Here is a 23,656-nt window from a genome sequence, read left to right as displayed (position 1 = left end):
TTTCGCCACCCCTCGGTTTAATCGTGTAAGTTCTTGGGCACCAACGTATAAAACTTTTTCCAAAGGGAAAAGAAATCAGAAGGTGTAGTAGTCTGGACCGGCTGCCCTCTTCTCGACCCTTGACTTCCTGCTCTCCTCGAAGTTCCTGTAGTACTCGACCATGTAGGGCGTTATGCTCGGCTTGACTTTCTTGAGGGCCTCCTCGAAGTCCCTCCTTGAAACCCTGAGTTTCTCAAGGAACTCCTCGCTCTCCTCCTCGACCAGCTCCGCCGGGAGTTCGGCCATTATCCTGCGCATCGCCAGCAGCGCTGCCTCCCTCACGAGGGCCTCTATGTCAGCTCCGGAGTAGCCTTCCGTCTTCTTCGCCAGCTCGCGGAGGTTCACATCGCTCGCCAGCGGGACGCGCTTCGTGTGAACCCTGAGTATCTCCAGCCTGGCCTTCTCGTCCGGTGCCGGAACGAGTATGAGTCTATCAAACCGTCCGGGCCTCAGCAAAGCCGGATCGAGGATGTCCGGCCTGTTTGTTGCGGCTATGACGACCACACCGCTGTTGCGCTCTATGCCATCCATCTCAGTCAACAGTTGGTTTATGAGCCTGTCGGTGACCCTGCTCATGTCGCTTCCCCTGGCGGGGGCTATCGCGTCAATCTCGTCGATGAATATCACAGTTGGAGCCGCCTGGCGGGCCTTGCGGAATATCTCCCTCACGCGCTTCTCGCTCTCGCCCACCCACTTGCTGAGCACCTCCGGCCCGCGGATGCCGATGAAGTTCGCCTCGCTCTCGGTTGCGACCGCCTTAGCGAGGAGGGTCTTACCCGTTCCGGGCGGACCGTAGAGGAGTATTCCCCTCGGCGGCTCTATTCCGAGCCTTTGGAAGGCCTTCGGGTACTTGAGGGGCCACTCAACGGCTTCCTTGAGTTCCTGCTTCACCTCCTCGAGCCCACCGACGTCCTCCCAGCGGACGTTGGGCATCTCGATGAGGACTTCTCTCAAAGCGGAAGGCTCGACCATCTTGAGGGCCTCGTAGAAGTCCGCCTTTCTAACGCGCAGCTGCTGAAGAACCTCCGGAGGAATCCTCTCCTGCTCCGGGCTTATCTTGCCCTCGTTGATGAGCCTCCTGAGGACCACCATGGCGGCCTCCCTGGCTAGTGCGGCCAGGTCGGCTCCAACGAAGCCGTGCGTCTTCTCGGCTATCTCCTCTAGCATTCTGTCTATCAGCCTGCTCCTGACCTCAGGATAGACCTCGCTCTCGCTCTTGAGGGCCTCCTTGACCTCCTCGTCACTCTTTGCGGCCTCGACCCTCTCGATGAGCCTCTCCAGTTTCGCCCTCTCAAAGGTCTCCCTCTTCAGGAGCTCTTTGAGAACCTTGAGGACGGTGGCCTTGTCGTAGTCCGGCTCAAGGGGCATTCCCCTGGTGTGTATCTGGAGTATCTCCTTCCTGCCCTTCTTGTCGGGAACGCCGACCTCGATCTCCCTGTCGAACCTGCCAGGTCTTCTCAATGCCGGGTCGAGGGCATCGGGCCTGTTGGTTGCACCTATGACTATGACCTTGCCCCTGCCCTTCAGGCCGTCCATGAGCGTGAGCAGCTGGCTGACAACGCGCTTCTCAACCTCCCCGACGACCTCCTCCCTCTTCGGAGCGATGGCGTCAATTTCATCTATGAATATGATGCTCGGTGCGTTCTCCTCGGCGTCCTTGAATATCTCCCTCAAACGCTCCTCGCTCTCACCGTAGAACTTGCTCATTATCTCCGGCCCGTTGATGGCTATGAAGTGCGCGTTGGCCTCGTTTGCAACGGCCTTTGCAAGGAGGGTCTTACCTGTTCCCGGCGGGCCGTATAGGAGAACTCCCTTCGGCGGCTCGATGCCGAGCCTCTCGAAGAGCTCCGGGTGCTTGAGCGGCAGCTCGACCATCTCGCGTATCTTCTGAATCGCATCGCTCAGACCGCCTATGTCCTCGTAGGTGACCTCCGGGATGGCCTCCTCGCGTATCTCCACCGCCTGCGGAAGAACCTCGACCTCGGTGTTGTAGGTTATCTGAACTATGCCCCTAGGGACGGTGTTCACGACGACGAACTTGAGCTCCCCAAAGCCGATGGGCATGGTCTCGAAGAGACCCCTGAGCAGCTCGTCGAAGGGTGAGCCGCCGTAGTAGCCGCCCTCGCTTCTGCTGCTTGCCACTATGAGGTCCCCCTTCAGAACGGGCCTGCCCAGGAGGTTCTGCTTGACCATATCGCCGGGTATCTGGATGAAAACTCCCTTCTGGGCCGGCGCCAGCACGACCTTCTTCGCCTCCTGCACCTCGGCCTTGGCGACGGTGACGTAATCGCCGATGCTCACCCCGGCGTTCCTCCTGATGTAGCCGTCCATCCTGACGATGTCCAGTCCACGGTCGTCGGGATGGGGATTCGCGACTATCGCGGCGGTGGTTCTCTCTCCAATCAGCTCGACGATGTCGCCGGGCTCGACGCCGAGCTGCTTCTGATACTTCCGGTCGAAGCGGACTATCCCCCTTCCAACGTCTCTCTTCAAAGCCTCGGCAACGCGGAGCTTTATCTTCTCGTACCTCTCCTCGTCCTTACCAAAAATCATCTTGACCGCCTCCTCTGCTTTTCGATAGCCTCCTCAAGCGTCAGATTGCCCAGGGCCACCTCACGGGCGAGCTTTGAGGATATCGTGATGTTCCCGCTCAGCTCGCGGCTGCGTCTCTTTATGTCATCAATCTCACGCTTGGTGGGCTCCTTGGCCTCTATGAGCTCTCCGATGGGGACCTCCCTCCCCTCGCGCAGGCCTATGTTTATGGCCGCCACGATGTCCTGAACCTGGGAGACGTCTATCCCCCCAACCTTGGGGGTCGTTCTCGACTCGTTGACGACGGTGATTGGATAATCGTATCCCAGCAGGTCGGCGAGGGCTTTCAGCATGAGAACCCTCTGCCTCTTGGCCCCGTGTCCTATCTTGATTTTAGCACCGGGATACTTCTCCAGCAGGTCGAGGATTATTTCAACGTCGCGCGGGCTCTTCAGGTGGTGAACCTCGAGCACGCGGTTATCGGCGACGACGCTCAGGCCGGGCCTCTCACCGGGGTCAATGGCTATGTATACCCTTTTAAACCTCTCCCTCCCCTCAAGCTTGGCGAGGAGTTCGTCTATAAAGTTCTCGTTTCTCACGATAATCTTGACTGGAAAGTCCACCCTGTCGTAGTCAGCCTCGCCCGTCAGGACGACCTCAACATCGAAGGGTATCCTGTCCCCGACCCGAATGCTGTGGAAGGGTATGTGGTACTCCTTCAGCACCTTTGTTGCCAGGTAGTAAACCCTGGCGTCGCTTGTTACTATCGCTACTCTCATGGTTTCTGATACGTCTCCACAATTAAAAACCTTTCTAACCGTTCTAATCAAAAATTTTGGCCACGAAAGGCTTCGATTCTGTGGAAAAAAGTTTATAAGCCATTATTGGCAAGTAGAAAGGGGGATACGGATGCAGCCTCCTAAGAAAAAGAAGAAGGTCGAGGAGTTTGAGGAGGAGCTCTTTGAGGAAGAGGAGGAGTGGGAACTCGAAGAGGACTGGGAGGATGAGGATTGGGAAGATGAGTGGGAGGAGGAAGACTGGGAAGAGGATGAAGAGTGGTGAGTTAAACGTTTTCTTTTACGCAACCCATTTATAGAAAGGCGTTCTCTTTTCTCCCGGTGATAGAATGGCGTTCCTGAAGGTCGTTCCTCTGGAGAAAGCCCTGGAGGTCATAAACTCATTCCCCCTGAAGCCAGAAATCGAAAGCGTCCCACTGAGCGAGGCCCTCGGCAGGGTTTTGGCCGAGGACGTGACATCGCCGATAAATGTCCCGCCCTTCGACCGCGCCACGGTCGATGGCTACGCCGTAAGGGCTGAGGACACCTTCATGGCGAGCGAAAGCGAGCCGGTTAGACTGAAGGTCGTCGGGGAGATAAACGCTGGGGACACTCCAACGGTGGAGCTCAAACCCGGTGAGAGCGTTTACATCTCCACGGGCGCGCCCCTGCCCGAAGGTGCCGATGCGGTGATACAGTTCGAGGACGTGGACAGGGAAGGAGAGGAGGTCGTCATCTACAAGCCGGCCTACCCGGGCCTCGGCGTCATGAAGGCCGGAACAGACATTCCCCGGGGAAAGACCCTCCTCAAACGCGGAACGAGGCTGACCTTCAAGGACACCGCGCTTCTCTCGGCGGTCGGTTTCTCGGAAGTCGAAGTCTTCAGGAAGCCCAAGGTTGCCGTGATAAGCACCGGAAACGAAGTGGTTCTTCCCGGGACTGAGCTGAGGCACGGGCAGATATACGACATAAACGGCCGCGCCATAGTGGACGCAGTCAGGGAGCTCGGTGGCGAGGCTCTCTTTCTCGGCATAGCCAGAGACGACCGCGAGAGCCTCAAGGCGCTCATCGAGAAGGGAATCGAGTGCTGCGACATGGTAATCCTCAGCGGCGGTGCGAGCGGGGGAATAAGGGATCTGACCAGCTCGATAATCGAGGAGCTCGGCGAGGTAAAGATCCACGGCATAGCGATTCAGCCGGGTAAGCCGACAATAATCGGCCTGATCAACGGAAAGCCGGTCTTTGGCCTGCCCGGCTACCCGACCAGTTGCCTGACCAACTTCACCCTGCTCGTTGCACCGCTTCTGAGGAAGCTCCTCGGAAGAGAGAACGAGGTCAGAAAGGTCAGGAAAAAGCTCGCCCACAAGGTCTTCTCCGTCAAAGGCAGACGTCAGTTCCTGCCGGTCAGGATAGAGGGCGAAAAAGCCCTACCCATACTCAAGGGAAGCGGAGCGGTCACGAGCTTCGTGGATGCCGACGGTTTCATCGAGGTGCCGGAGAACGTGGAGATACTGGAGGCGGGAGAGGAAGTAGAAGTTACGTTCTTTGGTTAATCTCAACACCAATTTTGAAACTTTTCTAATCATTTCTTGAATTGATACGATAAGAGACTTTAAATAGTTAAAACACGCAGATGAACTATAGCTCTCATGAGGAGGCGCACTCAAATGGGCAAAGGCTTGATGGCTTTCCTTGTGACGCTTCTCCTTGTTGGGTCTCTTTTTCTGGTCTTTCCCTGGCGGGGAGAAGCGGCGGTTTCTGCAGCGCCTGTGGTTAAGACGATAGACACATGTGGAGTGACCATCAATGAATCGGGCTATTACGTGCTCTCTGGCGATCTAAACGCCGGCGGTACCTTATGCATCTGGGTTAACGCCAGCAACGTTGTTATTGACGGGAACGGCAGCACTATAAACGAGGACGGGGGAGAGGCTATCGGCATTGCACGTATCTCCCCAGGTTCCGGAATCCTGAACAACGTAACGGTAAGGAACATAAAAATAACCAACGCATCTGCAGGGATAATACTAATGAACGCGGCCAATGTGACCGTGTACAACACGACCTTTTGGAATGTGAGTGACTATTCCATTTACTCTCTAAACTCCAGTGAGGTCTATATAAACAACACAGTACAGGAGCCTGGCCCAAACCCACCCAACTTCCTCTTCGTCAACAACGGCAAGTCCATAACCCTGGAAAACACGCGCGCGGGGGCATACAACACCATAGTCAACGTCACGAACACGGACGGGCTACGCATTGTGGATACATATGCAGGAGATTCCCGGAGGATGCTCGTGGCAACCAACAGCTCAAACATTGAGGTCACGGGTGTAACCTCGAACGAAATTTCAATCACCGTTGTAGAGATACGCAATTCATCCAAGGTAACCCTCAGGGGCGATGTTTTCACCCGCAGCTATGCAGATAACGGGCCAGGAATCAACATAACGAATACGGACGATGTTTTGATTGACAACGTCACAATTGACAACTATGACCTCCTCATCAGAATATCCAATTCCTCCAACGTTACAGTCAGAAACAGCAACTTCCCTCAGGGTGAACAGTCTGAGGGCATCGGTGTACAAGTCGCAAACTCAACCGGAATCGCCATCAATTCCAATAGCTACCAGAAAGACCAGCCGATAAGAATCTTCAACTCAAGCAACATCGAAATAACCAGAAACACTATGCCGGAAACCCGCATCGGAATACACATCGAATTATCCCAGAACATCTCAGTAAGGGATAATTTCATAGCAGAGTTCTTCGGTGGGGAGACTGGAGTAAACATCACCGACTCAAGGGTCATCGCGATAGAAAACAACAGAATACTCAACTTCTCGGCGGGAATTTTTGCGGCCAACATCACAGACACGTCCATAGCGGATAACACGATTGCGTTCTCAAACGCAACCGCTGGAAACATTGACTTTAGCACTGGAGGTATTCTCATCGAGGGACTCCCATTATTGGAGGGCGGTGGCCCTTCTGGGAACAACAATACCCCCAATGCCACCACTGTGCAGGGATTATTGGATTGGATATTCAGTTCCATCTCAACTCTCCAGATTCGAAATGTCAATGTGACTGGGAACGTTGTTTACGGAGAAAACTACGACCCTGGGGCAACGGGTATTCTTGTGGTAGCAACCCCGAGAACGGTGCTGATAGCCAACAACACCGTGACGAACTTTGGAATGGGAATCGTTGGACTCATAGCTAACGGGACGAAAGTCGTTGACAACACAGTTTCGGACATAAAAAGCAACATCAGCTGGGGCAGCGAGTTCTTCGTGCCCGGGGCGATTGCGTTCGGCGTAAGCGCCAACGCGAGCGTTGAAGGAAACCACATCAGGAACTCCACCATTTTCATGGCGAATGCATTCTCGGCCCAGATGAATATGAGCAAAAACCGCGCCCTTGACGGCGAGTATGGGCTCATTGTAGTATTCTCCAACCTTACCAGCATCTCCAGCAACTACATAAGCAACACCACCTTTGCACTAATGGCGGGCAATCTCTTCAGTGGCGTTGTCTATAACAACTTCTTCAACTCGTCCAACGGCACTAGACTTTTCAACTCGAGCATAGCCTGGAACGTTTCAAAGACGCGGGGCTTCAATATCGTGGGTGGCCCATACCTCGGAGGGAACTTCTGGGCGAACTCCACTGGAACGGGCTTCAGTCAAAACTGCACGGACGCTGACCAGGACGGTATATGCGATGTCCCATACCAGATAGACGGTAACAACACCGACTACCTGCCCCTGGCCGTTCCCCCGAACCTTCCCGACCTAACGGTTTCAAACCTCAGCGCCGTGCTGGTGGACCCGACTCGGAACGTATATAACGTTACGATCACGGTGGAGAACGTTGGAACGAGAGACGCCGGCCCATTCAACGTAACCCTTCTTGAGAACGGAACCGAAATCTGGGACACCACCGTGACTGGCCTCGCCACTGGGGAAAGCATCACCCTGAACTTCACGTGGACGCCGGCACAGGGGGTTTACAATCTCACCGCCATGGCAGACCCGGGTTATCCGAACGACTCCGTAATCGAATCGAACGAAAGCAACAACGAGCGGCACGTGACAGTGACGGTCGGGCCAGAGCTCAGGGCGGATTTGATCGTCACAAACATCTCCACACCGGGTACGATTTACGCAGGAGATACCGTTCAGATAAACGCGACTGTTGCCAACGATGGAACCTACTCCGCTGGCCCCTTCAACGTTACTTTGACAGCGAACGGAACCGTCATCGACACCGTTCTAGTCTCCGGGCTTGGAGCGGGCTCGGATATTGGGGTTACTTTCTCGTGGACGCCATCAACCCCCGGAACCTACAACCTGACCGTGATAGCCGATTCATCGGATTCAGTTCTTGAACTGGACGAGTCGGACAACGCCCTCTCCACTGAGGTTCGGGTCATTGAGAGGCTGCCGGACCTGTTGATAACAGGGATGGCCGCACCCGCCCTGCCGCAGAACGGAAGTCCTGTAACGGTGAACGTCACGGTCTTTAACAACGGCACCCTTGATTCTCCATCCTTCAACGTTTCCCTCTACGTGAATTCGAGCCTTGTGGGGACCCAGAGCGTGGCCGGGCTGAACGTCGGGGATTATGTGACCCTCCACTTCAACTGGACTCCAGCACTCCCGGGCCTCTACAACCTTACAGCCGTGGCAGATCCCGAGAACTCCGTCAGGGAATACGTAGAAACTAACAACGAGCATTCCATCTGGGTGCAGGTCGTCAAAGCTCCGATATACAAACCGGACTTAACTGTTACCCGGATTTACCTGCCGCCGGAACTCGTGAGGGGAGAGCTGGCGGTGATAAACGCGACCGTGCTCAACCGGGGCAACGTTAGCGCTACCAGCGTCAACGTCACCCTCTACGCGGACGGGGTCCCCGTATCGAGCCAGGTTATACCCCTGCTCCCTGTTGGCTCTCCGACCAACGTCAGCCTTTCATGGACACCAAGTAAAGCCGGCAGTGCGGTTCTTGAGGTCGTTGCCGACCCAGACAACGTTATCCCGGAGTTCAACGAGACGAACAACGGGTTCGCCGTCTCGGTTAACGTCGCCGAGAGGCTGCCAGACTTAGTGGTTCTGAACGTCTCGGTGCCCTCAATCATGCAGGCTGGTGACAACGTTACAGTCAACGTGACCGTTCTCAATTCCGGCAACGCCTCTGCGAGCGATGTAAACGTCACGCTCTACGCGGATTCGGACATTTTGGGAAGCGCCCTGATTTCGGCGCTGAACCCGGGAGCCAACGTCACCCTTTCCTTCAACTGGACTCCGGAGTACGCTGGCATCTACAACCTCACCGCGGTCGTTGACCCAGACAACTCGATCGAGGAGTTCAACGAGAGCAACAACAACCTGAGCGTTGAGGCGTTTGTTGAACCTGCCCCGAGCAAGCCTCCTGGACGCTACGGGGAGGAGACATACGGCGTGCTCTTTGACATGTGGAACCTGTGGACGAGATGGTTCTTCATGAACTACGAGGAGCTCTCGGAGCTCTACCCCACGGCGGTTCGGCAGGGTGTGAACGAAGACGTTCTCGCCAGCGTTAGGGACCTAAACTCCACGGGCGTCGGGTTCATAAGAGAAGCCTGGCGGGGAAGCTCCCTCGAGGAGATACGCGGGGAAATGTGGGGCTACGTTACCCAGCCGGTGCTCTGGTACAAGGCCCGGAAGGCATACCTCGCCGAGAAAGAGGCAGTGGAGCTACTGAAACAGGCCCTCGGAGAGTCTGGGGGCTGATTGTGTTCCCTTTCTTTACCCTTGAAAGGAAGACGAATCGAGCATCAAAACCTTTTTTAAACTCCTTCACCTTCTTTCCCCAGGTGAAAGACTATGCTGGACATAAAGCTCATCCGTGAAAATCCCGACCTCGTTAAGGGCGACCTCATAAAGCGCGGCGAGCTTGAGAAGCTCAAGTGGATAGACGAGATTCTGGAGCTCGACAGGAAGTGGCGTGAGAACCTGAAGAGGATAAACGCCCTCAGGAAGGAGCGCAACCAGCTTGCCGTCCAGATAGGCAAGCGCAAGAAGGCCGGCGAACCGGTAGACGATTTGCTGGCTAAAAGCAACGAGATAGTGAAGCAGATCGAGGAACTTGAGAAAGAGGTTGAGGAGCTGAGAAAGCAGATAGACTACTACCTCTGGCGCCTGCCGAACATCACCCACGAGAGCGTTCCCATAGGTAAGGACGACAGCGAGAACGTTCCAATAAGGTTCTGGGGTAAGGCGAGAGTTTGGGAGGGCTTTCTCGAGACCTTCAAGGAGCAGAGCCTCGGAAAGATGGAGTACGAAGTCCTCGACTGGAGGCCGAGGCTTCACGTTGACATGCTTGAACTCCTCCGCGGTGCCGACCTCGAGAGGGCCGCCAAGGTCAGCGGTGCGAGGTTCTACTACCTCATGAACGAGCTGGTTATCCTCGACCTAGCTTTGCTCCGCTTCGCCCTCGACAAGCTCATCGAGAAGGGCTTTGTCCCGGTCATACCGCCCTATATGGTCAGGCGCTTTGTTGAGGAAGGCGTCACGAGCTTCGGAGACTTCGAGGACGTCATATACAAGGTCGAGGGCGAGGACCTCTACCTCATCCCGACGGCCGAGCACCCACTTGCCGGCCTTCACGCCAACGAGATAATCGAGGGGAAGGACTTGCCCCTCCTCTACGTCGGCGTTAGCCCCTGCTTCAGGAAGGAGGCCGGAACGGCGGGAAAGGACACGAAGGGAATCTTCCGCGTTCACCAGTTCCACAAGGTCGAGCAGTTCGTTTACGCGAGGCCCGAGGAGAGCTGGGAGTGGCACGAGAAGCTCATCCAGAATGCGGAGGAAATATTCCAGGAGCTTGAGATTCCCTACCGCGTTGTGAACATCTGCACCGGCGATCTGGGATATGTAGCTGCCAAGAAGTACGACATCGAGGCCTGGATGGCCGGCCAGGGCAAGTTCCGCGAGGTTGTCAGCGCGAGCAACTGCACCGAGTGGCAGGCGAGAAGGCTGAACATCCGCTACCGCGACAAGACCCACGAGAAGCCCAAGTTCCTTCACACGCTCAACTCGACTGCCATAGCGACGTCGAGGGCGATAGTGGCGATACTCGAGAACTTCCAGACGGAAGAGGGCGTGGTAAAGCTCCCGAGGGCGATCTGGAAGTACACAGGCTTCAAGGAGATACTGCCGGCCCACATGAAGGAGAAGTGCTGCCAGTACTGATGTCTTCTTTTCTTATCATATCCCACCGCGCTCCCTTACCTTTCTCCTGACGTTCGGGTCGCGGTCTGCTATCACCTTTAGGGCCTCCTCAAAGCTCATCCAGTCTGGGACTTCCTCGTTGATGTAGATTCCGGTTCTTCCAATAGCGTCCCTCCTCGTGAGAACATGAACGCGCTCGGTAACGATATCGATGCTCACGCCGAGGATTTTTGCAACCTCGCTCTCCCGCCCCACGACTTCCCTCTCGATGTGTCCCCTTTCGGTGGGGACTATGAGTATCAGCTTCTTGTTCACCCCAGGGACGCGCTGCCTGGTCTTCACGCCCCACGTGTCTATCATCCCTCCCCACCTGTAAAACTCAAGCTCCCTGTCGGTGGGGTCGATCAGCGGGAAGGTGACCGTCGTTTCCTCGTCTATCTCGATGACGCCCTTTATGAGGTGCCAAGGGGTTGCCATGACTATCTTCCTTCTGCTCACGAGTCCCTCGAGGGCGAGCTCGATGAGGTAGCTCGGCACCCGGTAGGGGATGAAGATGTCTATGTCGCTGTCCCGTCTGACGTCTCCCCTGGCGACGCTGCCGTAGAGCTGGGGGTCGAACTGGCCCAGTCTTTCCATTATTCCCAGCGCTTTCTCCCGCTTCTCCCAGAGGTAGCGCCACCTCTTCGGTGAATAGAGGACCTCCCTCTCGTCCCAAACGCGAACAACCTTTTCCCTCGGCATCGAGCTAAGCTCGACCGGAACGTTTAAAGCCCTACCGATAGCGTTTTATATAGCTGGAACCAGTTTTGGGTGGTGAAAGAAATGCCAGTGCTGGGATTCAACGTAACCAAAATAGAGCTCGAGAGGGTTACCCTCGCGGTGCCCCAGGGCCAGATAGAGGTCAGGCTCTCCCCCAAGGTTAAAGAGATGCGCCTCGGGGAGATACGCACTCCCACAGGGAAGATGAACGGAATAGAGATACTCTTCAGGTACGAGATTGATTACAACCCCAGGATCGCCCAGGGTGCGATCGAGGGTGTGATACTCTACGTTCCGCCCCAGAAGGATAAAATGGACGAGATACTGAACCTCTGGGAAGATGAGAAAAAGATAGACTCCCTGACCTTCGCGGAGGTCGTCAACTTCATAACCAAGGAGATTTCCCCGATCCTCATGCTGATGGCCAAGGAGATGCGCCTGCCCTACCACATACCCCTTCCGAGGGTTGAGGTCAAGCCTCAGCCCCAGTGATCCCTTTCCCTTCTTCTTTAATGATATATTCCCTCGGCCTCGTGGATTCTGTTCGCGGCCTCTTTGAGACCCTCCCTCATCATGGCGTTCTCGGCCAGCTCCAGCGCCCGCAGGTAGGCCTTCTTGTTGAAGTAGTACTCAACGGTCTCTATATCTGCCAGAACTTCCTCCGATCCGGTGGATGCCGCGAACTGCTTGAGTGCGGCTATGCGGACCCTGACGCGGAACCTGAGGTCGCTCTTGGTCTCCAGAACGCTCTTGTATACCTCCATGGCCTCGTTGAGCTTGCCCATTCCGAGGAGGGCTTCAGTTAGCTCGGTGAGCTTCTCAGCGGCCATCTCATCGTCTCCCTTGGCCCTGTAGGAGCTCACTATCTGGTAGAGCATCCTCGCGGTGTTGAGTCCGATAAGCTTGGCCCGACTGAAGTTCTTCGCGAGCAGATACGCGTACTGAGCCTTCACGAGGCAGCTGGTCGTCCCGTCGAGGTCTCCGCGGGAGTAGGCTATCTTGCTCGCCTTCTCGAAGTTCTTGGCGGCGGTGTCCATCATCTCGATGAAGTGGATGTCGTAGCCGAATATTGCCCGGATAAAGCCTGCGAGCCGGTAGAACGCCTCCGCTGCACCCTTGGCGTCGCCCTTCTCCAGCCTGCCCTCGGCAATCTGGCCGTAGAGGGTTATCAGGGTCTCGGCGAGCCTCCTGTAGGACTCAACGTCGTTTATGGTCCTGTAGTAGCGGTAGGCCGCCTCGTACGCCCTTATGGCCATCGGTATGTCATCGTTGTCCTGGTAGGAGTTGCCCAGATCCTCGTAGATGGCCGCGAACTCCTCTGCGTACTTCATCAGGTTCTTCTCATCGTTAAGCGTCATGAAAATCTCAAGGACGTTTGAGCAGTACTCATCGAGAATATCGAGGTCAACCTCGGCCCGGGAGATTTCCTCCTCTATGAGGTCAATATACAGGTAAGCACTCTTCAGGAGGGAGGGACGGGCCTTCTCAATGGCCTTCGTCTTTTTGAGAAGAACGTATCCCAGGTACTTGTAAAGCCTCGCGGCGTCCTCGGTTTTACCTTCTTCCTCATAGCCTTTAGCGGCGCGAAGGACCAATTTGAGCCCATCCTTGATTCTTCCCTCATTGAGCCTCTTGAAGGCGAGCTGTTCTAGCTCTTCTGGCCCCTCTAGCCCGACGTTCGCTGGCAAATTTCTCACCCCACATGATTCAAGTCCAGGGCTTGCTGGCTAAATTTAAGGGCTCCAGATATTTAAGCGTTGTCTATGCCCAGACTATTCTGTACCCTGCTGCCTTTCTCAGGCGGTTCATAACCGCGAATCCAAGGCCCCTCTCCTCGATGCCCTCGGCGATTATCACGTCAACGCCCCTCTTATCGAGCTCCCTGAGCGCCCTGAAGAGGTTTCTCGCAACCTCCTCCTCAGTCTTTCCAAGGTGGAAGAACTCGTCCGAGTCGTACTCCTCGGTTGCCATTACCCCAACGCGGAAGCCCTTTGCGCGATACTCATCGACCAGCTCGGCTATCTTTCTCCTCACGTTTTCGCGCTTCCCCTCGACAACTATCACCTGCGCGCTGGGCGAGTAGTGCTTGTACTTCATGCCCGGCGAACGGGCGACGTCGACCAGCTTGCCCCTGACGGCGGGGTGTATCTCAACCTCGCCTATGACTTTCTCTATCTCCTCAAGGGGTAGCCCTCCCGGCCGGAGGAGGGTCGGTCTCTCCGAGCTGAGGTCTATAACCGTTGACTCGACCCCAATCTTCGTTTCTCCACCGTCGATTATGCACTCGATTCTCCCGTAGAAGTCGTCTATCACGTGCTCCGCCAGCGTGGGGCTCGGCTTTCCGCTTATGTTTGCCGAAGGCGCCGCAATCGGGGTGCTGGCCTTTATGAGGGCGAGTGCTATGGGGTGCGCCGGCATCCTCACCGCGACGGTGTCGAGGCCGCCGGTGGTAACGTACGGAACCTCCTCCCTCTTCGGCAGGACCATCGTCAGGGGGCCCGGCCAGAACCTCTCGGCGAGCAGCTTTGCCTCCCTTGGAACTTCCCTCGCGAGCTTTTTCAGGTCGTCGAATTCTGCGATGTGAACTATGAGCGGATTGTCGGCCGGGCGTCCCTTGGCCTCGAAGATTCTCCTCACGGCGTTTTCGTTGAGTGCATCCGCCCCGAGACCGTATACCGTCTCGGTGGGAAACGCGACGAGCTTCCCCTCCAGTATGAACCTCGCGGCTATCCTTATCCCCCTCTCGTCAAGCCCATCTCGCATGTTGATTACTACCGTCATTCTCTCACCAAGGATTCACCGAGAAGAGGCCGTTAAAAACGTTACCCAGCGACTTCCTCATAGACCCGCTCGACCTCCCAGGCGACGGCACTCCATGTGTACAAGCCGGCTATCTTCCTTCCAAGTGCTCCCGCCCTGGCGTTGAACTTGGGTTCGAGGAGTCTTTTCACGGCCTCGACCAGCTCCTCGAAGCTCTCAAAGGTGAGACCATTCTTCCCCTCGCGTACAAGCTCCGGGATCGCGCTCACGCGCCTTCCCACCGCGGGGACGCCTAGGCTGTTGGCCTCCAACACTACCAGACCGAAGCCCTCCCTCCTGGACGGCAGAACCAGAAGCCTGCTCCTGGACAGTACTGCGCCAACGTCGCGGCGATAACCGGCGAACTCGACGTTCGGAGGTGCGGTCGCTTGGAGCCTTCTCCTGAGGGGACCGTCGCCGACGACCAGAAACTTTTCGTTCGGAAAGGCGCGTGCCAGCTCTATGAATGTCTCTGGGCTCTTGTAGTCCCTGAGCGCACCGATGAACGTGATGTACTCCCTCTTTCCCTCCGCCGGCTGGAGAGGTTTCACCCCGTTGGGCACGACCCTAACCCTTCCCGCACCCAGGGAGGCGGCCTTTCCCGCGAGCCAGTGGCTGACGGCTATGACTGCATCGGCATCGGCCAGCGTTCTCTTGACGTAGAACCGTCCCAAGGTTAGCTTCGCCGTGTGCTCCAGATCGCTGCCGTGGGCAGTAACCACCAGGGGCAGTCCGGTTCTTTCTTTCGCGAGGACCGCGGCGTAGCTGGTCGTTCCCACGAAGTGGGCGTGAATCAAATCGAAGTCAAATTCCCGGTGGAGTCTGCATATTTTCTTTGCCCCCCGCAGGGCAAAGGTCGTCCCCCTGATCCCGTACACCGGCGGGACGCTGACTTGATGCACGAATTCAGCCTCGAAGGGCCTAGGCTCTACTGGCCCGTAGGTGAGAACGTGAACCTCGTGGCGCTTCCTTAGCTCCCTCACGAGGTTGTCCAGGTGGTTCGCAACGCCTCCGCCGTGGGGTGGGTAGTGTCCTACCATCAGAATCCGCATTTTGACCGGAGAAAATGGAGAAGAGACGTTAAAAAGGCTTATGGTCTTCCGTGGTCCCTTCCGCCAGGCGTTCCGGGCGAGGGTCTCTTGGTCGTCAGTTTGGCTAGGGTGTCCTTTATCTCGGGGATTAGTTCGTTGAGGAGGAGGGAGTATTTGCCCTGCTTAAGGGCCTCCTTCGCCTGGCTGATGAGGGACTCCAGTTCGCTCACGTCGTAGCCCTTCCTCTTGAGGACCTTGGCCATAATCTCGAACTGCTGAATCTCCATCTGCAGCTGCATGTTTGGCAGACCCTGGTACACAGTTCTCATCTCGCGGTACGCCCGCGATATGACGAAGTCCGCGTTGAAGCTCGCCATCATGGCGAGCTGGTATGCCTTGGAATATTCGCCGGAGTTGTACGCATCCCATGCGGCATTTAAGGCAGTCTTCGCCCCCTCGAGTTTCTTCCTTGCGGCGGGTATCTGGAGTCCATCAAGGAGCTCCTCGGCGCGGCCCGTCTTGTTCTGGACGTTGATGAGAAGGGAGTAGACCTCCTCCCTCGTGGGGGACTGGACGAGGGTGCCCTCGTTGTAGGCGGCGAAGTGGCTCTTCATCCAGGCGTCTATCTTCTCACGGTTCAGCGGGAACATCGGCTTTTCCCGGCCAGAATAAGTCGCCGCGTACTTGACCTCGGATACGTGTATAAAGCGCTCCAGGGCGGTTATCGTCACGTTTTCCCTGCCCTCGTCGGTCAGTACGAGAATCGGCTTTCCTTTGAACTCGTACGGCATAAGTTTCATGGCCCTCAGGTAGCCCTCAATAGCAAGGGCATCACGGCCGTTGGCTATGACGACGGTTCCTATCTCGTCGAAGGCTTCAGGGAACTCCTCCTTGAGCGCCTGGATTACCACGAGGTTCGTCTCGTATCTGGTTTCACCGTACCAGCGCTCGTACGGGATTCCAAACTCATCAAAATCCTTTGTGTACTCCTCAGGTATCGCCACAGGGCCGCCTACGATTATCACCCTCTCGGGCTCGACGCTGAGTATCTCGGCGCTCACCGCGGGGTCGTAGGTGCCCCAGGGGCTGACTATGAGATGTGCCCCGAGGAGGTCGGCCACGTTCTGGGCTATCGCCCAGTCGGCCTCGTTGTCGCTGACCAGGATGACCAGCCGGGTCTCCTCCGCGGACGCGCGGGGAAGGGGCACGGTACCCAGGATGAAGATAAAGCTGATGAATATCACAAGGCCTTTTTTACCTATCACGTCTTCTCACCTGCTTCTACCTTGGGAAAAGGCTTATTTAAGCCTTTTTCACGCAATCGTTTGCCCCCGTTCGAGGGTGGGGAGAATAGAGGGATGGAAATCCTCCCCCGGCGGCCGGAATATTAACGGACGTTCAGAAACGTTTACTCGCGTTTAAAAACCTCTCTGAAGGCTTTTTGGGCGTATCCGCTCAGGGTCAGGTTTTCTCTCTTCGCCAGCTTTTCAAGGAGTTTTTGAGCGTGGCTTCCGTACTGGGCGGCCTTCTTCTCGCGCTCGACTATCTCCCTCGGCAGACCGAGCTCGCCGGCCGCCTTTCTAAGAATGGCCTTCCTGACGCCGTTCTCAATCTTTGCACTTACCGGTGTTCCCAGAGCGACGGACACGACCGCTAGGTCAAGGAATGGCACGCGCCCCTCAACGGAGTTGAGCATGGCTATCTTGTCGTCCCTGGCCAGGTTCCGCTCCCCCATCTCGAGGAGGTCCCTCTCCATCAGCGCCGGGTCCCTGAGGTACTTCGCATAGCCGCCGAACAGCTCATCCGCCCCCTGCCCGCTCAGGAGGAGCCTGCAGCCCTCTCCACCCGCGAGCCTCGTGGCGAAGTACAGGGGGATTCCTATCGCGAGATTCATTGCGTTCGGCTCCTCTATTGCGAAGATCACTCTGGGAACGGCCTCACGGACGTCATCCAAGTTAAAAACGTACTCCCGGAGGGGAAGTCCGAGAAGCTCGCTGGCTTTTCTGGCCCACTCCAGGTCCGGACTGCCCTCGGCGCCGGCGGTGTACAGGACGACATCGGAGTAGCGGGACGCCAGCAGGGCGATTAGCGAGCTGTCTAGCCCTCCCGAGAACAGGACTCCGGTCTTCTTTCCGGTCCGGACCCTCACGGCGTGCTCCAGAACGTTCAAAAGTGCGCGCTTTGCCCCCTCCGGCGTTAGAGTTGCCCTCTTCAGCTCCGTGAGCGTGAAAACCTTCTTTCTCTCCACACCTCGTCGGGAGATTACAACGAGCTCGCCGGGCTCCACGGGAATCGCTTCCTCTCCTATAGCCCAGAGAACCTTTCTCTCCGATGCGAAGAAACCTCCTGGGGAATAGTAGAGCGGCCTTATCCCCACGGGATCGCGGAAGAGGTATATCCTCTCCCCGTCGCTGAAGGCCACCGCGTAGTCGCCCTCAAGCATGAGCATGGCTTTTCTTACGGCATCCTCCACGGGCAGTCCTTCCCCAATCAGGTGCTCGATGAGCCTGAGAATTACCTCGCTGTCGACGTCCGTCTCGAAGGATGCCCCCTTCCCCTCCAGGTACTCCCTCAGATGGGGGTGGTTGTAGATTTCCCCGTTGTGGACGAGGGCGAGGTCGTTGTGGAAGGGCTGGGTGTATCCTAGGGAGCCTGTCATCGCCAGCCTACACTGAATGAGGCCAACCCTCCCGTCCGGAATCTCGGCAACGCGCGAGAAGTCTTCAGATTTGAGCACTCCCGTATCGGTCCACACACCGAAGGAGTCCTCTCCCCTGTGCTTTCCGGCGAGTATCATCCTCACGAACCTATCCCTCAACCCCTCACCGATTCCTCCGGCTATCAGACACATGCTCCCACCGTACGGATTTGAACATACGATGCCAAAAGGCTTCTTCCTTATCCCTTGAAAAAGTTTTCACAACCCGTCCAACTAACTGAAAGTCCGCTCAAAAACCGCGTATTCGAATGAACTAAGTCAGGTCGCCGCAGGTGCAGCGATGCTCGTAGGCCAGGGTCTCAAGGTCATCGAATCCCTCTCCCGCCTGGGCGGAGATGTAGAGAACCCTCGTCGGGGGAGCCAGTTCCGGAAGGGTCGAGCACATCCTGTAGGCGAGGAGCCCCTGCGTGGATGGCTCCAGTCTGAGCCTGGCGGTGAGGTACTCAACGTCGTCGAGGTACCGCCTGTACTCCTCGAGGTTCCCCACGGTGTCAACCTTGCTCATCGCTGGAACGGTGGTGGTTCCGAGGCGCAGCTCTATCATCAGGCCAAAGAACCTGGCGAAGCAGAAGTCCGCCGGTTTCCTCAGTATGTCCGGGCTGAAGAGGTAGACCGTGAGCGGCTCCGGGAGGCCCTCCATCAGCCTGACACCGAAGTCGTGGAAGAGAAACGTCTCCATCTGGCCGGGGGTGTCGAGGAGCACGTAGTCGTTCTCCCCGTCCAGTTCCATGATCGAAGAAACGTACTCAGAAACCCGCGGGAGGAGCCTATCGTAGCTCTCCACTATGGCCCCGTTGGGACCGTAGCCCTCTTCCATGATCTCCCAGGCGGTCACCTCGGCCCTAACGTCGAGGTCCGGCCTGTAGGGCAACCTCTTTACGCCCGTGTCCAGGTTCACGTACGAGACTCTGTAATCGTTTTCCTCCAAGTATTTTCCAAACGCCCGGGTTAGGGTGGTCTTTCCGCTTCCGGCAGTCCCCACAAAGGTCAGTATCATCTCATCACCCTGGCTTTGAAGCCGGATATTCTCGCTATCCTCTCGGCCAGCTCCATGTATGCCTTTGCGCCCTCGGATTCGGGTTTGTACTCCACTACTGGAACGCCCTCAAGGGTCGCCTCCCTCACGGCGGGGTCCTCAGGGATGACGGCAAGAAGGGGCAGTTCCATTACCTCCTCTGCCACCTCGGGCGGAATTTCGGTCTCGCTGCGTCCGTAACGGTTCAGAACGAAGCCCAGAATAGCCAGACCCGCCTTCCTCAGAACCATCCCCACCTTCATGGTATCGGTAACGCACGAGATTTCGGGGTTCGTGACGAGAAGAACCTCCTCTCCGCTTAGCATGGCGTTCATGGCGTCCATCTGAAGGCCCGCGGGGGAGTCTATCACAACAAAATCGAACTTATCCTTCAGCCGCTTTATCGTCTCGGGGAGCTTCCTGGGGTCGGCCCGTATAACGTGCTCCCAGTCTATCGACGCGGGAACGAGGTGAACGTTCTCATAGGCTGTGGCGTATATGGCGTCGCTTATGGTTGCCCTACCGGCCAGAACATCGTGAAGGGTAGTGTAAGCGTCGTCTATTCCCATGACGAGGCTCAGGTTGGCCATTGTGAGGTCTGCATCAACGGCACAGACGTGATAGTTCATCTTCCCGAGGGCGATGGCGAGGTTAGCCGTCGTTGTGGTCTTTCCCGTGCCTCCCTTGCCAGAGGCTATGGATATCAGCCTACCCATTGTCCCACCCATTTATTTTTCGGCTAAACCTTTATGAACCTTTAGCTGTAGCACCCCTTGGAAGTAACATAATCGAAGGAGAGTTTCGAATCTTCTGAGGTGAGAGAGATGAGGATGTTTGTTGCCGATACGAGCGTGATTGTTGACGGCAGACTTACACAGTTCCTTGCGGGCGTTGAAGGGGAGGTCAAGGTCATCATACCAGAGGCAGTCGTTGCTGAGATAGAGCACCAGGCCAACGAGGGGAAGGCGATAGGTCACGTTGGACTTGAGGAACTTAAAAAGCTCCGCGAGATGGCAAACGAGGGCAGGATTATCCTGGAGTTCCATGGAGAAAGACCGGAGCTCTGGCAGATAAAGAGGGCCAAATCCGGGGAGATAGACAACATGGTCAGAGAGATAGCCAGGGAGCTCGGCGCCACCTTGATAACCGGCGACCAGGTGCAGAGGGACATCGCGATAGCCAAGGGAATCGATGTCATTTACCTGACCGCCAGGAAGGAGGTCAAGCACCGCCTCGAGGACTTCTTCGATGAGACGACGATGAGCGTTCACCTGAAGGCGGGACTGAGGCCCCTCGCGAAGAAGGGAAGGCCGGGCGAGTGGAGGCTCGTTCCGACTGGCGAGGAGGTTTTGACCGACGAGGAGCTTGAGGAGATAGCCGACGACATAGTCGAAAGGGCGAAGCGCGACCCCGAGAGCTTTATAGAGCTCGACGAGCCCGGAGCGACGGTCGTTCAGCTCAGGAACTACCGTATAGTCATAGCCAAACCGCCCTTCGCGGACAGGATAGAGATAACCGCCGTCAGGCCGGTCAAGAAGCTCAGCATTGAGGACTACGAGCTGAGCGAGAAGCTCATGGAGCGCCTCAGGGAGAAGGCCGAGGGAATACTCATCGCCGGAGCGCCAGGTGAAGGAAAGACGACCTTCGCTCAGGCTCTGGCCGAGTGGTACGCCGGAATGGGCAGGATAGTTAAGACGATGGAGAAGCCGCGCGACCTGCAGGTCGGTGAAGAGATTACCCAGTACACTGCCTTGAGCGGCAGGATGGAGAAGACCGGCGACATACTCCTCTTGGTGAGACCGGACTACACGATATTCGACGAGATGAGGAAGACGAGTGACTTCAAGATATACGCCGACCTGAGGCTCGCGGGAGTCGGTATGGTCGGAGTTGTGCACGCAACGAAGCCGATAGATGCCGTCCAGCGCTTCATCGGCAGGGTCGAGCTTGGAATGATACCACAGATAGTCGATACCGTCATCTTCATCAAGGCCGGAAGGGTCGCCAAGGTTCTGACGCTGGAATACCTCGTCAAGGTGCCGAGCGGCATGAGGGAAGAGGACCTGGCCAGGCCTGTGATAGAAGTCCGCGATTTTGAGACCGGCGAGCTGGAGTACGAGATATACACCTACGGCGAGGAGATAAGCGTCGTGCCCGTCAAGAGGGAGGAGAAAGCCCCGGCGCTGAAGCTGGCGGAGAAGAGGCTCAAACAGGAGATAAAGAAGTTCCTGCCTGATGTTTACACCGAGGTCGAGATAGTCAGCCCGCATAAGGCGATAATCTACGCCGACGAGTTCGACATCCCGGCGATAATCGGCAAGAAGGGCAAGCGCATCACCGAGCTGGAGAAGAGGATAGGCATAAGCATCGACGTCAAGAGCTTCACCGAGAGAGAGGCGGCAAAGCCGAAGGAAAAGATACCCGTCGAGATCGATGAGAAGAAGAAAACGATAGTCCTCCGCGTTTCGCCCGACTACGCTAAGAGGCCGCTGAAGTTCTACGGCGGGGAGCAGTACGTCTTCACAGCAACGCCCAGCAAGAAGGGTCTCGTAAAGGTGAGCAAGAGCACGCCGATAGGAAAGGAACTTAAAAGGCTCATCGAGGCGGGGATACCCATCTGGGCGACCGCCTGAGAAAACTTTTTATAGTTTGCTTTCTTCTTTTCTATGGTGGTAAGGAGTGGGAGCCGCAGACGTGCTGGCCATCCTCGGGGCAATCTTTTTCATACTCCTGATATTCACGCCGTTCATTCCAGGCGGCCCTAGCCTGATGGTACTCTTCCTTGGTCTTCTGCCCTTGGCTTTGCTTGTCGTTCTTATAGTCAAGATGTGGGAGCTCAGCAGTGAGGTCAGAAGCATTAAAGAGGAACTAAAGGCACTCCGGGACGAAAGGGAGGACACGGAAGATGGGACAGAGGTATGACTCCCTCGAGGCTGTTGGGGCGGTTGTGGTTGGATTTGGATTGGTGTTGATGTTCGCGACTTATGGAGTGGGCCTTTTTGCCGGTGCTCTGATGATGGGAATCGGCCTCGTCGTCTGGAAGATGGGCGAGATGAGGAGGGAGTTCAACGAGAAGCTCGAATCCCTTAGGCAAGAGATAGATTCCCTCAAAGGCTCTGGAGGCACCGTCGATGCTGACGTCTCCCGAGAGATAATGGGGTCCATGGAAGAACTCGGGACGGTGGAGTGAGATGAAGCTCGTGAGGGACCTCACCGTGCTCTTTGCACTTCTTGTGTCCATTTCCCTGCTCCTGTGGGTCCAGCCCGAGAGCAGAGGTTCGATGGGTTTCTATCTTGGCATTGCCTTTGTTGTTCTGGTTTTCCTGCTCATTGTCATCTGGAGGGAGCTGGAGCGCCTGGAGGATAGGATCATCGAGCTGGAGTTCATCCTTGGTGGTTCTGTAGGGGATGGGAACGATGCGGGGAATATGGAATGACAGGGTTTTCTGGGCCCTGGCAATTGGAGGATTGCTCGCGTATCTGTCGGTGTTCTTTGCCGGCCCAGACGCCTTACTGGTCGGGGACTTCCTCTGGATACTCGCCTTCGTTTACTTGCTCGTTTCAAGCATAGAAAAGTGGGCGGAATCCAGAAAACCATCATGACGGCTCAGCTGCGAGGGTACTCATCACGCATCAGCTAGCGAAATTGTCTTCATCGCCGGGTTAAGTTCTCGCAAGATTTTTTAACCCTTTTCCGGAGGAGAGACCATGCTGGTTTTGGCCTCTGCCTCACCGAGGAGACGGGAGATACTCGCTAGGTTCATACGGGAGTTCGAGGTTATTCCGAGCAGGGCTAGCGAGGAGTGTGACCTAGAAAACCCCGCCGAATACGCCCTAGAGCTGGCCCGGAGGAAGGCCAGGGAGGTCTATGGACGTGTGGGTGGAACAGTCATCGGCGCCGATACGGTGGTCAGTATAGACGGCCACATCCTCGGAAAGCCGGGGAGCAAGGAGGAGGCCTTTGAAATGCTCAGACTTCTCAGCGGGAAGGTGCACAGGGTCACGACGGGCTACTGCATAATCCATGAGGGGATGGAGATCTCAGGAGTCGTCATCACGGAGGTTAAGTTCCGGGAGCTTGACGATGATATAATCGAGACGTACATCGAGACTGGAGAACCAATGGACAAGGCAGGCGCCTACGGCATACAGGGAAAAGCCGGCCTCTTCGTCGAGTGGATAAGGGGCGACTACTACAACGTTGTCGGCTTCCCGCTGGAGATAGTCTGGAAGCTGAGGGAGCTTGGATTTGAGGTTATGTGAGGGTTATCACGCTCTTCTCGTTCTGTTCCCAATTCCGTCTCCAGGCTTCAATTTTTTGCCGAAATGCGCCTCCATTCGACGTTGGGAAGTTGATTTTTGCCTTTTCGGTTTTATTACTGGATGGCATGTTATTTTCTGATTTTGTGACGAAATTTTTTCAAATAGCTTTAATCAAAGCAGTCCCATCCTCAAATAGGCTGTTCTCTGTCAAAAACGTTTTTCCTACTATATAGTGGCCTGATATGAAAGCTTTTGTCGGAAACGGTGTGGACATCTCTTGGGAAGTTCTCGAATGTTCGTGAGATGTATCAAAAATATCTCCGATGAGATTGTTACAAACGGAACAGGGCTCTTGAGAGCCCGGGATAGCAAGCCTCATCGGGATGTTTTAACGAACCTTTCCAGAAAATCTTAAATATCAAAGGTCTCTTAACTCTCTAACGGGAAAAAGAAGGCAAAATGTGCCCTGTTGCAATAAGACTTTAGGAGAATTGAAA

General features: G+C 56.0%; 21 protein-coding genes and 1 CRISPR repeat array (1 of these 22 cut by a window edge). Of the genes, 11 read left to right on the top strand and 10 right to left on the bottom strand.

Annotated features, from left to right (window positions below; genetic code table 11):
* Window positions 1-75: 75 nt before the first annotated feature.
* Both CDI07_RS06165 and CDI07_RS06160 read right to left on the bottom strand, forming a co-directional pair.
* The gene (locus tag CDI07_RS06165; RefSeq protein WP_088180777.1) at window positions 76-2,592 is read right to left on the bottom strand and encodes a CDC48 family AAA ATPase; all 2,517 of its coding nucleotides are present in this window, start codon (window positions 2,590-2,592) and stop codon (window positions 76-78) included.
* On the bottom strand, window positions 2,589-3,350 hold the full coding sequence (locus tag CDI07_RS06160; RefSeq protein WP_088180776.1) for a hypothetical protein: 762 nt from the start codon (window positions 3,348-3,350) through the stop codon (window positions 2,589-2,591). Before CDI07_RS06160 ends, CDI07_RS06165 begins: the two co-directional genes overlap by 4 nt.
* Window positions 3,351-3,480: 130 nt before the next feature.
* On the opposite strand from CDI07_RS06160, the gene CDI07_RS10180 reads away from it, so the two are divergent.
* From CDI07_RS10180 to serS, 4 genes are all read left to right on the top strand, one after another.
* On the top strand, window positions 3,481-3,633 hold the full coding sequence (locus CDI07_RS10180; RefSeq protein ID WP_168169244.1) for a hypothetical protein: 153 nt from the start codon (window positions 3,481-3,483) through the stop codon (window positions 3,631-3,633).
* Between the two features lie 64 nt (window positions 3,634-3,697).
* Entirely contained in the window at window positions 3,698-4,900 is a 1,203-nt protein-coding gene (glp, locus tag CDI07_RS06155) for a gephyrin-like molybdotransferase Glp (RefSeq protein ID WP_088180775.1), read from the top strand.
* A gap of 477 nt (window positions 4,901-5,377) precedes the next feature.
* On the top strand, window positions 5,378-9,133 hold the full coding sequence (locus CDI07_RS06150; protein ID WP_168169243.1) for a CARDB domain-containing protein: 3,756 nt from the start codon (window positions 5,378-5,380) through the stop codon (window positions 9,131-9,133).
* A gap of 93 nt (window positions 9,134-9,226) precedes the next feature.
* Window positions 9,227-10,594, top strand: coding sequence for a serine--tRNA ligase (gene serS, locus CDI07_RS06145; protein ID WP_088180773.1), 1,368 nt, complete (start codon window positions 9,227-9,229; stop codon window positions 10,592-10,594).
* Between the two features lie 15 nt (window positions 10,595-10,609).
* Here the strand turns inward: serS and CDI07_RS06140 are convergent, their stop codons facing one another.
* Window positions 10,610-11,314 (bottom strand): nucleotidyltransferase domain-containing protein, encoded by a 705-nt coding sequence (locus CDI07_RS06140; protein WP_088180772.1) that lies wholly within the window; start codon window positions 11,312-11,314, stop codon window positions 10,610-10,612.
* Window positions 11,315-11,395: 81 nt separating this feature from the next.
* Here CDI07_RS06140 and CDI07_RS06135 point away from each other — a divergent pair, with 81 nt between their 5' ends.
* Window positions 11,396-11,824 carry a hypothetical protein gene (locus CDI07_RS06135; protein WP_088180771.1) on the top strand — a complete coding sequence of 143 codons (429 nt, stop codon included), beginning with the start codon at window positions 11,396-11,398 and terminating at the stop codon, window positions 11,822-11,824.
* A 17-nt stretch (window positions 11,825-11,841) separates the two neighbouring features.
* Here the strand turns inward: CDI07_RS06135 and CDI07_RS06130 are convergent, their stop codons facing one another.
* From CDI07_RS06130 to minD, 7 genes are all read right to left on the bottom strand, one after another.
* Complete coding sequence (locus CDI07_RS06130) at window positions 11,842-13,029, bottom strand: hypothetical protein (protein ID WP_226996546.1); 1,188 nt, start codon at window positions 13,027-13,029, stop codon at window positions 11,842-11,844.
* Window positions 13,030-13,093: 64 nt separating this feature from the next.
* On the bottom strand, window positions 13,094-14,113 hold the full coding sequence (locus CDI07_RS06125; RefSeq protein ID WP_088180769.1) for an L-threonylcarbamoyladenylate synthase: 1,020 nt from the start codon (window positions 14,111-14,113) through the stop codon (window positions 13,094-13,096).
* Window positions 14,114-14,154: 41 nt separating this feature from the next.
* Window positions 14,155-15,183, bottom strand: a complete 1,029-nt coding sequence (locus CDI07_RS06120) for a glycosyltransferase family 4 protein (RefSeq protein WP_088180768.1) — start codon at window positions 15,181-15,183, stop codon at window positions 14,155-14,157.
* Between the two features lie 38 nt (window positions 15,184-15,221).
* Window positions 15,222-16,427: a cell wall-binding repeat-containing protein gene (locus tag CDI07_RS06115; protein ID WP_088180767.1), complete on the bottom strand. Its 1,206-nt coding sequence runs from the start codon at window positions 16,425-16,427 to the stop codon at window positions 15,222-15,224.
* 143 nt (window positions 16,428-16,570) lie between these two features.
* Entirely contained in the window at window positions 16,571-18,013 is a 1,443-nt protein-coding gene (locus CDI07_RS06110) for an asparagine synthase-related protein (protein ID WP_088180766.1), read from the bottom strand.
* A 121-nt stretch (window positions 18,014-18,134) separates the two neighbouring features.
* Window positions 18,135-18,878 carry an ATP/GTP-binding protein gene (locus CDI07_RS06105; protein ID WP_088180765.1) on the bottom strand — a complete coding sequence of 248 codons (744 nt, stop codon included), beginning with the start codon at window positions 18,876-18,878 and terminating at the stop codon, window positions 18,135-18,137.
* Window positions 18,875-19,612 carry a cell division ATPase MinD gene (gene minD, locus CDI07_RS06100; RefSeq protein WP_088180764.1) on the bottom strand — a complete coding sequence of 246 codons (738 nt, stop codon included), beginning with the start codon at window positions 19,610-19,612 and terminating at the stop codon, window positions 18,875-18,877. The genes CDI07_RS06105 and minD overlap by 4 nt, the downstream gene beginning before the upstream one ends.
* A 108-nt stretch (window positions 19,613-19,720) precedes the next feature.
* On the opposite strand from minD, the gene CDI07_RS06095 reads away from it, so the two are divergent.
* The 6 genes from CDI07_RS06095 to CDI07_RS06070 all read left to right on the top strand — a co-directional run bounded on the left by CDI07_RS06095 (window position 19,721) and on the right by CDI07_RS06070 (window position 23,159).
* On the top strand, window positions 19,721-21,529 hold the full coding sequence (locus CDI07_RS06095; RefSeq protein ID WP_088180763.1) for a PINc/VapC family ATPase: 1,809 nt from the start codon (window positions 19,721-19,723) through the stop codon (window positions 21,527-21,529).
* A gap of 46 nt (window positions 21,530-21,575) precedes the next feature.
* Window positions 21,576-21,818 (top strand): hypothetical protein, encoded by a 243-nt coding sequence (locus CDI07_RS06090; protein ID WP_088180762.1) that lies wholly within the window; start codon window positions 21,576-21,578, stop codon window positions 21,816-21,818.
* Between the two features lie 46 nt (window positions 21,819-21,864).
* Entirely contained in the window at window positions 21,865-22,086 is a 222-nt protein-coding gene (locus tag CDI07_RS06085) for a hypothetical protein (RefSeq protein ID WP_226996545.1), read from the top strand.
* Between the two features lies 1 nt (window position 22,087).
* Entirely contained in the window at window positions 22,088-22,333 is a 246-nt protein-coding gene (locus CDI07_RS06080) for a hypothetical protein (protein WP_088180760.1), read from the top strand.
* Window positions 22,305-22,499: a hypothetical protein gene (locus tag CDI07_RS06075; protein ID WP_226996544.1), complete on the top strand. Its 195-nt coding sequence runs from the start codon at window positions 22,305-22,307 to the stop codon at window positions 22,497-22,499. Before CDI07_RS06080 ends, CDI07_RS06075 begins: the two co-directional genes overlap by 29 nt.
* A gap of 105 nt (window positions 22,500-22,604) precedes the next feature.
* Window positions 22,605-23,159 (top strand): Maf-like protein, encoded by a 555-nt coding sequence (locus tag CDI07_RS06070; protein ID WP_088180758.1) that lies wholly within the window; start codon window positions 22,605-22,607, stop codon window positions 23,157-23,159.
* 468 nt (window positions 23,160-23,627) lie between these two features.
* Window positions 23,628-23,656: a CRISPR direct-repeat array (repeat unit 30 nt); it runs 2,675 nt beyond the window's last position.

Source organism: Thermococcus sp. 5-4 (assembly GCF_002197185.1).
Classification (GTDB): Archaea; Methanobacteriota_B; Thermococci; order Thermococcales; family Thermococcaceae; genus Thermococcus; species Thermococcus radiotolerans.
The sequence above is the reverse complement of the archived record's forward strand: the minus strand, read 5'-3'. Positions and strand labels throughout refer to the sequence as shown.